This window comes from Haladaptatus pallidirubidus (genome assembly GCF_020700235.1).
GTDB classification, from domain to species: Archaea; Halobacteriota; Halobacteria; order Halobacteriales; family Haladaptataceae; genus Haladaptatus; species Haladaptatus pallidirubidus.
The window spans coordinates 1238940-1251096 of record NZ_CP085301.1; the positions used below are offsets into that span (position 1 = coordinate 1238940).

General features: G+C 59.3%; 11 protein-coding genes. 4 read left to right on the forward strand and 7 right to left on the reverse strand.

The window, feature by feature from the left end; genetic code table 11:
* The first annotated feature begins 78 nt into the window (after positions 1-78).
* From LIX15_RS06905 to LIX15_RS06915, 3 genes are all read left to right on the forward strand, one after another.
* Complete coding sequence (locus LIX15_RS06905; RefSeq protein WP_227776755.1) at positions 79-1035, forward strand: succinylglutamate desuccinylase/aspartoacylase family protein; 957 nt, start codon at positions 79-81, stop codon at positions 1033-1035.
* A gap of 18 nt (positions 1036-1053) precedes the next feature.
* Positions 1054-2160 carry a threonine synthase gene (locus LIX15_RS06910; RefSeq protein WP_227776756.1) on the forward strand — a complete coding sequence of 369 codons (1107 nt, stop codon included), beginning with the start codon at positions 1054-1056 and terminating at the stop codon, positions 2158-2160.
* Positions 2161-2242: 82 nt separating this feature from the next.
* A complete protein-coding gene (locus LIX15_RS06915; RefSeq protein ID WP_227776757.1) occupies positions 2243-3478 on the forward strand; it encodes a hypothetical protein in 1236 nt (411 codons plus the stop codon).
* A 77-nt stretch (positions 3479-3555) separates the two neighbouring features.
* Here LIX15_RS06915 and LIX15_RS06920 read toward each other — a convergent pair whose 3' ends face one another.
* A complete protein-coding gene (locus LIX15_RS06920) occupies positions 3556-4857 on the reverse strand; it encodes a tRNA(Ile)(2)-agmatinylcytidine synthase (RefSeq protein WP_227776758.1) in 1302 nt (433 codons plus the stop codon).
* A 146-nt stretch (positions 4858-5003) separates the two neighbouring features.
* Here LIX15_RS06920 and LIX15_RS06925 point away from each other — a divergent pair, with 146 nt between their 5' ends.
* Entirely contained in the window at positions 5004-5951 is a 948-nt protein-coding gene (locus tag LIX15_RS06925; protein ID WP_227776759.1) for a transcriptional regulator, read from the forward strand.
* A 3-nt stretch (positions 5952-5954) separates the two neighbouring features.
* Here LIX15_RS06925 and LIX15_RS06930 read toward each other — a convergent pair whose 3' ends face one another.
* From LIX15_RS06930 to pyrE, 6 genes are all read right to left on the reverse strand, one after another.
* The gene (locus LIX15_RS06930; protein ID WP_227776760.1) at positions 5955-6110 is read right to left on the reverse strand and encodes a hypothetical protein; all 156 of its coding nucleotides are present in this window, start codon (positions 6108-6110) and stop codon (positions 5955-5957) included.
* Between the two features lie 217 nt (positions 6111-6327).
* Entirely contained in the window at positions 6328-6576 is a 249-nt protein-coding gene (locus LIX15_RS06935) for a glutathione S-transferase N-terminal domain-containing protein (protein WP_227776761.1), read from the reverse strand.
* Positions 6577-6687: 111 nt separating this feature from the next.
* A complete protein-coding gene (locus tag LIX15_RS06940; RefSeq protein ID WP_390184550.1) occupies positions 6688-8091 on the reverse strand; it encodes an NCS2 family permease in 1404 nt (467 codons plus the stop codon).
* 201 nt (positions 8092-8292) lie between these two features.
* Complete coding sequence (locus LIX15_RS06945) at positions 8293-9006, reverse strand: phosphoribosyltransferase family protein (RefSeq protein WP_227776763.1); 714 nt, start codon at positions 9004-9006, stop codon at positions 8293-8295.
* Positions 9007-9121: 115 nt separating this feature from the next.
* The gene (thrS, locus tag LIX15_RS06950; RefSeq protein WP_227776764.1) at positions 9122-11077 is read right to left on the reverse strand and encodes a threonine--tRNA ligase; all 1956 of its coding nucleotides are present in this window, start codon (positions 11075-11077) and stop codon (positions 9122-9124) included.
* A gap of 555 nt (positions 11078-11632) precedes the next feature.
* Complete coding sequence (pyrE, locus tag LIX15_RS06955; RefSeq protein WP_227776765.1) at positions 11633-12154, reverse strand: orotate phosphoribosyltransferase; 522 nt, start codon at positions 12152-12154, stop codon at positions 11633-11635.
* Positions 12155-12157: the final 3 nt, after the last annotated feature.

Sequence of the window (12157 nt, forward strand, 5' to 3'; positions counted from 1 at the left end):
CGTGGCAACGGGACTACTGAACCGCTAAGCGCTGGAAATACCGAACTGCTAAGGGAGTTCGGAAACGGTGTATCTGTAATGACAACGCTCGGTACGGCGAGCGCGGCCCCCGGAGAAATCGACACGGGCCGACTCGCGGTGGGAGAGACCCGCGATGGGAGCCAGTTCGGTCTCCCCGTCGCCGTGATAAACGGTGCGAACGAAGGAGAGACGCTGTATATGCAGGCCGTAAGTGACGGTGACGAACTTAACGGACTCGGTGTAATCAAACGAGTCGTCCCACAACTCGCCCCGGAGGAGCTTTCGGGCACGATTCTCGTCGCCGGTCTGGTCAACTATCACGCTTTCCAAGTGGCCGAGCATCGCAGTCCTATCGACGACACGAAGATGAATCGAGCGTTCCCCGGCAACGAGTCGGGAACGTCGAGCGAGCGAATCGCGGCGGCGGTTTTCGAAGCGGCCTCGCGGGCCGACCTTATTCTCGACCTGCATCAGGGTTCGACCAGTCGGATGATAAATGAAACTCGCGTCCGCTGTGGCAAGCGCCACCGCCTGCACGACGACTGTCTGGAACTCGCCAAGGTGTTCGGATGCGGCCACATTCTCGACCAGAAAGGACCTGACGGGCAACTCGCCCGTGCTGCCCCGGACGAGGGAATTCCGACCATCGACCCGGAACTCGGCGGGTGTGTCGGTTGGGACGAAGAGAGCATCCAGTACGGCGTCGATGGCGTGTTCAACGTCCTTCGCTACTACGGATTCCTCGACGGGGTCGTCCAGGTCGAACCCCAGACGAGAGCAACCGGATTCGACCGATACGGCGCGCCGAACGGCGGTATCGTGACGTTCAAAAAAGACCTCGGGGAGGAAGTGTCTCCGGGCGAAACGCTGTTCGAAGTAACCGACGTATTCGGAACGCTGAAGGCCGAAGTGACCGCCGACCGCTCCGGCATCTTCTGGCGTTCGCGCAGACTGCCGCAAGTTGCCACTGGCGAGTACGTCTGCTCAGTCGGCATCGACATCGACGAATACTGACGCAAACTACTACTACTAATGCAAACCGATCTCATTTGTTCCGCGTGCGACCGAGAGTACTCCGCCGGGCCGGACGAACCGTGGCGCTGTGACTGCGGCCATCCGCTGGATTTTGCGGAACGACCGCTTCCTGATACCGACCACCCGCCGAATTTCTCGGAAATCGACACCCGGGACGGGCTGTGGGCGTTCGAGGAGTTCCTTCCGGTTCGACGGGTCGTTTCGCTCGGCGAGGGCTTCACGCCGCTCGCAGACGCGGACGAGTGGGACGCCCAGTTCAAACTCGACTGCGTGTTCCCTTCGGGGAGTTTCAAAGACCGCGGTGCGACGGCGACCCTCTCGCGTGCGGCGGAACTCGGAGTCGAAACCGTCCTCGAAGATTCTTCCGGAAACGCCGGTGCGGCAATTTCCCAGTACGCGGCTCGAGCCGGTATAGACGCCGAAATCTACGTTCCGGCGGGCGTAAAGGAGGCAAAACTGACGGCCATCGAGCGCGCTGGTGCGACCCCGATACGCGTCGAAGGAAGCAGACAGGACGTGACTGACACCTGTATCGACGCGGTCGAGGCGGGCGACGGCTGGTACGCCAGCCACGCGTGGAATCCGTCGTTCTTCGCGGGGACGATGACGTTCGCGCTGGAACTGGCCGCCCAGCGCGACTGGGCGGTGCCGGATGCCGTCGTCTCGCCGCTCGGTCACGGAACACTCTTTCTCGGCATGTACCGCGGGTTCCGCGCTCTTCTCGAGTCGGGATGGACGGACGAAATGCCTCGCCTGCTCGGCGTGCAGGCCGAAGGTGTCGCACCGATTGCAAACGAACTACAAGGAGTTAGCGAGGAAGACGGCGACGAGAGAAACGACGTTGCTGACGGTATCCAAATCACTCACCCCGTCCGCAAGAATCAGATTGTGGATGCCATCGAGGGAACCGACGGCGACGCGATTGCACTCGACGCGGAGGCGACGCAGGATGCGCTCGATAAACTCCATCGAACCGGATTTTACGTCGAACCGACGAGTGCAGTCGCTGTCGCCGGATTGTCGGCGTACCGCGAACGGGGAACGCTCTCGGAGGATGCGGACGTGGTCGTTCCGCTCACCGGAAGCGGCCTGAAATCGTCGTAGCTCTTTTTTGAGCGATATTTTCAGGAATTTCTCTACTGTGGAAAAATTTATTTCATTGTATTATAATGTATTATAATACACGATGAATGACAAAAATACTCAGACGCGGAGAACAGTTTTGAAAGGACTCGCGGTAGGGACGACGGCCCTTTCCGTGCCTGCAAGCGGCAAACCGACCGAGAATGGACGTAGTCTGGCCAAACGACGGATTTTCCTCGAATCGACGCTCGGCCTCAACCTGCCTGCCAGTGTCGAACGAACGGGCCGTCTTGCCGCCGCCGACGTGTTGGTCGTTTCGGCGAATACCACCGTTCCTCGCGGCCGACTGGTGAGTTCTCTCACACGTGGCGCACCAATAACGTTCGTTGGGGACGGCGCCGACGACGCACTCGCCTCTTTCCTCTACGATGTGCAACCGTCGGGAGTCGCGGATGCGGCACGAACGTCCTCGCTCGAAAAGCCCTCCGACCTCTCGGCAAGTTTCGGCGTCGAGTACGACCGTAACAGTCGGGCCTCGGTCGCAGTCGCGTGGCCGCGCGGTTCCACCATCGACACGCACCAGTTCAGTACCGATAACCCGTCGAACGAGTACGTTCTATCCAAAATCGATCGGACGTTCGCGCTCAACGACGCGACGACGGGCAGTTTGACGACGACCGATGCGGGAGCGAGCGACGTCGGAGCGACGGCTTACACCTGTCCGGATTCGGAGGACGGGTGGAACTGCCTCGGCCGAAGCCACGAAGAGAAAGATTTGGCCGAACACGGACAGATAGAGAAGTTCGTCTGGGGCGCGAAAGCCACCAACGAAACCGACCCGTATCACGACTACTTCTCGTGGAAGACCAAGCTAAGCATGACGCCCGGCAAAGCTCTCGGACGGTCGGACTGGATGAACGACTACATCTTACGAACCGTGGATTTCGAGGACGAACTCGCAAAACACGGGCCACCGTCCACGAGCGGTTCCAGCACGAGTTCGTTCAGCGTCGGCGTCGATGTCGGCGTCTCGGCCAGCGGCCCGGATATCGGCGGTAGCCTCGGTTGGGGATGGTCAACTACCCATTCGCACACCAACATCGAGGAGACTATCGACCTCGTCGAGGAGAAAGCCACGCACAAATACGACCTGACATTCGGGGAAAACGTTTCGGAAACGACGTTCAACGCCTATCCCGGCTATCGGGTTGACCCTGCGAACGGGACAAACACGGCGAACTACTCCTACGAAGCGGACTGGTTCTTCCGCGACGACCACTGGTACGGCGACGACACGTACAAATATCACATGTACGGCGACGGGTCGTGGACCGCTTGAACAGATACGAATAGAGGTTCGAGAGAATCAGTAGGAGTAGCGTTCCACCCGGTGTCCGATTTTACGGTGCATTTCGACTATCGTTCAGGATGCGTCCGTCCATCGAACCCACCGCGAACGAGCGGTTTGGCGATGTGTCGCCGTGCTTCCGGTGGAACTTCGTACCATCCCGATTCCAACTCTCGGTCGATTTCCCGCTCTCTTTTGCCGTCCGCGCGCGTTTTGCATTCCCGACAGCGATAGCCCTGTCCCGCTCCCGCGCTCTTCATCGACTGACTGCACTTCGGGCAGTTCGGCGTCACGAGTTCCGTCGCGTTGAGGCTTCGAATCGCGAACTTTTCGAGCTTCAACGTTCCGCGAGAAACTTCCCCGCAGACCGTGATTTCGTCGCCCGGTCGGAGATTTCTGACGTGGTCGCGGAAGCGTTTGGTCGGTTCGAACGCGGCGCAGGGGAGGGTGTCGGAGGATTCGGACTCGGATTTCGATTTGGTATCTGAACCTTCCGAGAGCGTGAAAAAGACGTGTCCTCCTCGGCGAGTTTCGGGTTCGGAAGCCACGATTCCGCCGACTCTGTAGGCGCGATCGTCTTCTGCCTCCCCGAGATTCGCATCCCGAAGGTGGGCGTCGGTGCCCTGATTCGTCACAAATAGAGCTGTTCGAACGACTGGTTCACCCTCGATTTTAGCGGCGACTCGCCGGACTGCGTCCGGGTCGTCGCCGCGAATCCCGTATAGAATGGGACAGGGTGTGTGGGGCATACAGACCGCCTCGCCGGTTCCACGGTCTACCGTGTCCCAGATCGCCGGGTAGTGGTCGTCCGCGGCCTCGAACACCGAATCGAAATCCACGTCGCGGGGTGTTCCCCACCGCTCCGATTCGCGGTAGGAAATGTGTTCGTAGGTCCACTCTGAGAACGCGTTCCAACTTCCGACCGCCGCGAGCGCGCCGATTTTTCCGCGAGCGTTTTTCCACCCGGCGGAACGATAGCCCGCCGATTCGATGCGTCGTTCGGCCTCTTCGCGGGTGAGAAGATTTTGCACCGCGAGGCGCGCGAACTCGGAAATTTCGTCCGGGATATCTTCGGGTTCGTGCGGCGCGACCACGAGACCGGGGTTCGTGTCGGGGTCGCCCGTCTCCGCGGTGGTTTCGAGCTCCTCCCGCGCGAGTTCGAACGCCGGTACCGGGTCGAGGTCGGTGTGAATCGCGAGTGCGGCGTTCCCCCGCGTTTTGTGCTTCACCGCGGGGTTAAGCCGAACCAGAAGCAGTCGCTCCACGTCGCCACGCGCATCTCGGACGCGGTCTGCGATGCGCGTGGCGAGGTAAGTCGTACACATCCCGCGTTCTCGGGAGTCGGTGTCGTCCAAACCGATAACCGTCACACAGAGGCGTTGTCGCGTGGTGAACTAACGGGTTTCGAACCTCCCTTGTACTATATGAATCTATCGCCGACAAGTAGGAAAATCGCAAGACAGCGGTACTGTATTCAGCCAAAACATATTTATACCAGACTCACTTACCCCAGACCATGTCCCGGTCTGCACTGGTCGGTAACGTAACCACGATGCTCGAAGACGCGGGATTCGTGGTTAGTGACCGGTGTGCTATCCGACCAAAGAGTTTCGATGTAGCGGCGCGCCGCGGACCAGACCTGCTACTGTTGAAAATTCTTGGTAACATCGACGCGTTTGATTCGCAAACTGGCATGGAGATGCGACGACTCGGAACGTATCTCGATGCGACACCGCTCGTAATCGGTCTACGGACGAGAAACCAGGACCTCGAACCCGGCGTGGTGTACTTCCGGCACGGCGTACCGGTGTTCAACCCCGACACCGCCGTCGATTTGTTCGTCGAAGGCGTGCCGCCGCTCGTGTACGCCGCACCCGGCGGCCTGTACGTCAACATCGACGGTGACGTGTTGAAAGACGAGCGCAAGGGTCGCGGCTGGAGTCTCGGCCAACTCGCCTCCGAACTCGGCGTCTCCCGCCGAACCGTTTCGAAGTACGAAGACGGTATGAACGCCAGTGTCGAGGTGGCAATCGAACTCGAAGATCTGTTTGAGGGCGAATTGACGAGCCCGGTCGAAGTGTTCGACGGCGCGGACGAACTCACCGAAGAGGACGAACTGGACGAATCCGAAACCGAACCGGAAGACGAGCACATGTTCACCACGCTCACCCGGGTCGGCTTTACCGTCCATCCGACGACTCGCGCGCCGTTCAAGACGGTGAGCGAGGACGATTACGAAGATCGCGTGCTGACGAGTCACTCGGCGTTCACTCGAACTGCCGAAAAGCGCGCGCGAATCATGAGTTCGATCAGCCGCGTTGCGCGCACTCGGTCGGTTTACTTCGTTGACGAAGCGCGGCGCGAAACCGTCGAAGACACTGCGCTGGTCGAACGCGAGGAAGTCGAAGGAATCGACGACGCCGACGAACTCCGAAAGCTGATTCGGGAACGAGCGGAAGCGTAGGTTTCAGTCCTCGTTTTCGCCGTTTTCACCACCGTCTTCGCCGCCGCCGTTTTCTCCCTCGCCGCCACCTTCGCCGCCGTCCTCGCCCGGCCCCGTACATCCTGCAAATCCGACGATGAGCAGTCCACCCGCGGTCAGCAGTTTTCTTCTCGTCGTCATACCGTCCCGAAGTTACCGCTAAGCAGTAAATCGAACGGCTAAGCGATGAAAAACCGTGTTCCCGATGGAGGAACGATGGCATCGGACTGTGTTTTCTGACTCCGTTGGTTGCCGATTAATACGTCTGTACTTTTTCGTCGCGAATGCCGACGGTTCCGTCGTGGTGTGCGAATGAACGTATTCCGGATCGGCCTCTGGCTTACAATTTGAAGCGGTTTTAAGCGCCGTACGTTTCTTCGAGAAACTGTACGATGTCGTCGCTTTCCGGCATTCCTTCCACGCCGTGTTCTTTATCGACCAGCACCGGAACGCCGGTTTGGCCGCTGATTTCTTTCACCTCGGTTCGCTCGCTGTGTGCGCGCGGGACGAAGTGGGATTCGTAATCGAGGTCGAGTTCGTCCAATTTTGTCGTCACTTTGGCGCAGAACGGGCATCCTTCGAGTTCGTACAGTTCGAGGGTGGACATGGTCGCGAATAGGGGCGACTGAAATAAGAGTGTGGTGGAACTGAGCAAATCCACCGAATTTGCGAGGAAAGGAAGATGCGGTTTGTCTCCCACTGACGAGAAAATTCGTGACTAAATGTTGCCTTGGAGAACGCCGCTCGTTCGGACGAAAAAGTAGATGACGAAGGCGACCGCGAGCGCCCAGTGGCCGGGACGGGTATCATCCAACTCGCCTGCCGCGAGTTTGACGATGGGGTAAGAGACGATACCCGCGGCGATGCCGTAGGCGATGGAGAACGTGAACGGCATGATGAGGATGGTCATGCCCGCCGGAACGGTGTTGGTGATATCGTCCCACGCGATGTCCACAACGTTGCCGAGCATCACGACGCCGATGACGACCAGCGCGATGTGGGAAGCGTACTGCGGAATCGCGGCGGCGACGGGGACGAAGGCCAGCGAGGCCAGAAACAGCAGGCCGACGACGAGCGCCGTCATTCCGGTTCGGCCACCCTCTTCGACACCCGAGGCGGATTCGATGTAGGTCGTCACCGTCGAGGTTCCGAGCATGCCGCCGACGGTCGTTCCGACCGCGTCGGCCATGAGTGGTTTGTCGATGTCCGGAAGGTTGCCCTCGTCGTTGAGGAAGCCGCCGACTTGTCCGACGCCGACGAGGGTTCCGGCGGTGTCGAAGAAGTCCACGAAGAAGAACGTGAACACGACGAGCGCGAACGAGAAGGCCTCGATGCCGCCGAGTCCCGAAATGAACGCTCCGGCGACGGGGGTGATGTCGTAGGTCGCACTCACCATCGTGGGGGTGAGTGTGCCCGGTGCGACGAGACCGAACCACTCCGCGGCGTAGCCGCTGATCGTCGTCAGGGCGATACCGACGATAATCGACCCCGGAATACCGCGGGCGTACAGCGCGAAGGTGAGAAAAAGGCCGAACACGGAGAGAATCGCCACGGGGTCAGAGGCGACCGGGCCGAGCGTGACGTAGGTCGCGTCGTCGGGAACGACGACGTTCATCGCCTGCAAGCCGATGATGGCGAGGAATAGCCCGATACCGGTTCCGACGGCGAACTTTACCGGTTCGGGAAACAGGCGAATGACGTACTTGCGCGCGCCGATTGCTGTCAGCGCGATGAAGATGAGTCCTTCCACGAACACCGCGGCCAGCGCGGTTTGCCACGAAATTCCAAGAGCGCCGACGACCGTGAACGCGAAGAAGGCGTTCAGACCGAGGCCGGGTGCCTGTGCGAACGGTCGGTTCGCGTAGAACGCCATCGTCAGCGTTGCGACCGCCGCCGCAATGATAGTCACGACGGCGAGCATCGAAACCGTCTGGCCGTAGGAGTAGTTGGCTAATTGGATGCCGTCCTGAATCGGAATCTCCGGGCTGTCAGCGAGGATGCTCGGATTGACGACGACGATGTAGCTCATCGTCAGGAACGTCGTTATCCCTGCGACGACTTCCGTTCGTAAATCTGTGCCGTGCTCTTCGAAGCCGAAGTAGTCGGCGAAGGTGCCGACCATCCCCGAATTGGCGGCGGTGTCTGTTGTATCACTCGTCCCCATAATGCACGAGTGAGCATATCCGTGATATCGTACTTAACAGTTCCCATTGATTCTGGGCAATTGTACGCAATCGTGTATACTCTCTCCGAATAGACGAATTCAATCGTCTAATTTCGCATAGATGTGCCTATAATTTCGGAATTGAAGTACGACGTATCCTCAGTCGAACGATGCCAGCGCACCGACGGGCGCGTCGGTGCGCATTTCCGCACGCTCGATACCCTCGTTGCCCGCCGCGATGAGGGCGAAGACGCCGCCGACGTTCGCGTCCGCGTCGTTGGCGATTTCCAAAAGCAGTTCTTGGGTTTCGCCGGAGCGAATCAGGTCGTCTACGACGAGCACGGTTTCGCCCGACCCGATGGCGGAGGAGGGAAGATAGTAGGTGAGTTCAATACCGGAAGCGAGCCGCTGACGAGCCTCGATGAACTCTTCGACGGCGGTTTCCTTGGATTTCTTCGCGTAGGCACAACGCGCGCCGAAGTAACTCGCCATCGCGGCGGCGAGCGTAATGCCGTCGGTTGCGGCGGTCAGCACCACGTCGGGGTGCTCGAAATCGAACGTTTCCGCGGCGACCGGTGCGACGAGGTCGAGAAACGACTGGTCGAAAACGACGCCGGAGTTGTCCACGTAGCCCTCGGTGTCGAGGCGAGTTCTGGCTTGTAGTTCTTCCGCGAGTTCTTCTCTGCCGACTCCTTCGACGACCGCCTCCGCGCGGTCGGTGCTCGGCAGGACGTGGCCGTTCACGTAGCGGTTCAAATCGCCCGCAGGGAGACCGGTTACGTCCGCGAGCTCGTCGTAGGTTCGCGTCTCTTTCAACATCCGCAGAACGGAGACCGCCTGTAGCTGGAGAGTAGCTTTCTCTGCTCGATTCATACCTTCATACTCATCATCGTGCAACCTTGAACACTTCGATGAAGAATGGAGAGTGTATGGGCACAACTGTGCTATTTCTTGCCCAACTTCTTCGACCCTTCTTTTCTCCCCCTCGCTATTCACGCACACCTCTGTCGAGGAAATCGGGTTCCCGTCGTTTCTCCTCGTACTCCCCTTCGAGATGCGCGCGAAACGCCGGAAGTTCGACGTCCCCCTGCTGGCGTTCGTCTCTATCTCGAACCGAAATTGTCCCCGATTCGACCTCGTCATCGCCGACGATGACCATGTATGGAACGTTGTCGTCGTGGCCCGCGCGAATCTTCTTCCCGAGCGTCCAATCGCGTTCGTCCACTTCGACTCGGAAGTCGCCGACGAACTCGGCGACTTCCGCCGCGTACTCCATATCGTCGTCCGTGATAGGAAGCACGCGAATCTGCTCGGGTGCCAGCCAAAGCGGGAAATCACCCGCGAAATGCTCGATACACACGCCCATGAATCGTTCCAGCGACCCGAGCAGGGCGCGATGAATCATCACTGGCCGGTGTTCTTCGTTGTCCTCGCTGACGTAACTGATACCGAGTCGGTCGGGTTGAACGAAATCCAACTGCACCGTTCCGATCGTCCACTCTCGTCCGATAGCGTCCTCCGCATTAATCGCGATTTTCGGGCCGTAAAACGCACCTTCTCCCTCGGCAACTTCGTATTCGAGTTCCTCGTCCGAAAGCGCGTTTCGGAGGGCATCGTGTGCGCGCTCCCAGAGTTCGTCGTCACCGATTGCGTCGTCGGGTTTCGTCTCCAGTTTCAGAAGCACATCCAGCCCGAAGACGGCATACATCTCGCGGATAACCGCCAGCGTTCGGGCGATTTCACCTTGAACCTGATCGGGTCGGACGAAGGCGTGACCGTCGTCTTGCGTGAATCCCCGAACCCGCAACATGCCCGAAAGCTCGCCCGATTGCTCGTTCCGGTAGCACATGCCGAACTCCGAAAACCGGAGCGGGAGGTCGCGGTACGACCGTCTGTCGTGCTCGTAGAGATAGGCGTGATTCGCGCAGTTCATCGGTTTGAGACCGTACTCGTGACCGTCCTGCTCCCACGCGAACATCTCACCTTCCTCCTTGAAATGCTCGTAGTGGCCCGATTTCTTCCACAGCTCGGCCCGGTTGAGTTCCGGCGTCTTCACCTCCTCGTAGCCCAATTCGGCGTTTTTGTCGCGCACGAACTCCTCTAACTCCCGGCGCAGTGCCATCCCGTTGGGGTGGAAATGCACGCACCCCGGCGAGTGGTCGGGAACCGAGAACAGTTCCATCTCCGAACCGATTTTGCGATGGTCGCGCTTTTCGGCCTCCTCCCTTCGTTCGATAAATTCTTCTAACTCCGATTCGCGGCCGAAAGCCGTGCCGTACACCCGCGTCAACATAGCTCCGTCCTCGTCGCCGCGCCAGTACGCGCCCGCGATTTCGAGCAGTGAGAGTGCGCCGATTTCGCCCGTCGATTCGACGTGTGGCCCCTTACAGAGGTCTTCGAACTCGCCCTGCCGGTAGAACGTCACCGGTTCGCCCGCCTCTTCGATTTCCGCCAATAGTTCGAGTTTGTACGGTTGGTCTGCGAGTCGCTCGCGTGCCTCTTCGAGCGATACCTCCTCGCGCACGATGTCATAATCCTCGGCCACGATGTCCCGCATCTCGGCTTCGATTTCGGCGATGTCGTCGCTGTCGAGTTCGGCGCCGTCGAAATCGTAGTAAAACCCGTCATCCGTCGGCGGGCCGATAGCGAGTTCGGCATCCGGCAAGTGGCGGAGAACCGCTTGTGCGAGGACGTGCGCCGCGGAGTGGCGCAGGACGCGAACGTACTCCTTCGAATCCGGCGTAACGATTCGTACATTCGCGTCGGATTTGATTCGATACTCCGGCGCGACGAGGTCGCCATCGACGACTCCGGCGACGCAGTCCGCGCCAAGTCCCGGCCCGATGTCGAAGGCGACATCCTGTACTGGTACCGGTTGGTCGAACTCGCGGTTCGATCCCTCCGGAAGCGATACGACGACTGCTGACTGTGATTGTTGACTCATGGTTGTCACTGGTGTGAATTTTTTGACTGCCCTGCTTTCCATTCGAGTGCGCAACGAACACCCGGACACGAGAGAGAAGGAACATCTACGGACTTAGGCGGAGATGCATCGCTCGGCGCGTCAGAAGCAGGCGGGAAAACGACGATGGTGGTGACTAGATTAGCGGGCGGAAACCCGGCGTGTAAAGCAGTCACCCAACATCGTGTTGCTTATCGAGATAGTAGTCTCGGTATCGTATATATACCTTGTGCGAACTTGGGTATTGTTTCGTGCTGATTGCGCTTCGTCGTTTGCTGTTGGTTTTTCGGTGCTGCCAGCAAATCTTGACTCCAAATGACCGCCACGATGAAGCAAGCGATACGAGATTTACATCGGTGTGGGTTGTCGATAGCAAATCACGACTCCCAATCAGACCGCCACCGCACCGCAAGCCACGTCCTCCCCAACCGATTGCGTTTCTTACTTCATCCCTCGCGCGGGCGACTACCGTCGCCTTTGCGCGCTAAAAGAGTACACTCACATTCCGAGAGCGTGCCAAAACCACTCTCGGTTCCGCTATTCCCCTTCGAGTAAATCCGAAGCGGAAAGGAGTGCCTCCATCTCGACACCTGCGTCTTCCAGATTCTCCCTGCCGCCTTCTTCCCTATCCACGACGACGAGGATTTTGTTCACCTTCGCACCCGCCTCTCGCAGGGCGTCCACGGCGTCCACCGCGCTCTGTCCCGTCGTTACGATGTCTTCGAGGACGACGACTTCCTCGCCCTCTTCGAGTCGGCCTTCAACGAGATTCGCGGTGCCGTACTCCTTTTTCTGCTTGCGCGCGATGACGTAGGAATTGCCCGTCTCGACGCTCGTAACCGCCACTAGGGGAACCGCACCGAGGGCGACACCCGCGAGTTTCGTCTTCCCGAGTCGCTCCGCGAACGCCTCCGCGATGAGTTCGAGACAGTGCGGGTCGGTTTCGAACAGATATTTGTCCACGTAGTAACTGCTCGTTCCGCCGTGTGAGAGTTCGAATTCGCCGTACTGGACGGCATCCGCCGCGCGCAGGGCCTCGATGAGTTCCTGATTCGCCATGTG

Coding starts and splice junctions, on each gene's coding strand:
- LIX15_RS06905 (WP_227776755.1), top strand. CDS start 79: ATGACAACGCTCGGTACGGCGAGCGCGGCCCCCGGAGAAATCGACACG.
- LIX15_RS06910 (WP_227776756.1), top strand. CDS start 1,054: ATGCAAACCGATCTCATTTGTTCCGCGTGCGACCGAGAGTACTCCGCC.
- LIX15_RS06915 (WP_227776757.1), top strand. CDS start 2,243: ATGAATGACAAAAATACTCAGACGCGGAGAACAGTTTTGAAAGGACTC.
- LIX15_RS06925 (WP_227776759.1), top strand. CDS start 5,004: ATGTCCCGGTCTGCACTGGTCGGTAACGTAACCACGATGCTCGAAGAC.
- LIX15_RS06930 (WP_227776760.1), bottom strand. CDS start 6,110: ATGACGACGAGAAGAAAACTGCTGACCGCGGGTGGACTGCTCATCGTC.
- LIX15_RS06935 (WP_227776761.1), bottom strand. CDS start 6,576: ATGTCCACCCTCGAACTGTACGAACTCGAAGGATGCCCGTTCTGCGCC.
- LIX15_RS06940 (WP_390184550.1), bottom strand. CDS start 8,091: ATGGTCGGCACCTTCGCCGACTACTTCGGCTTCGAAGAGCACGGCACA.
- LIX15_RS06945 (WP_227776763.1), bottom strand. CDS start 9,006: ATGAATCGAGCAGAGAAAGCTACTCTCCAGCTACAGGCGGTCTCCGTT.
- thrS (WP_227776764.1), bottom strand. CDS start 11,077: ATGAGTCAACAATCACAGTCAGCAGTCGTCGTATCGCTTCCGGAGGGA.
- pyrE (WP_227776765.1), bottom strand. CDS start 12,154: ATGGCGAATCAGGAACTCATCGAGGCCCTGCGCGCGGCGGATGCCGTC.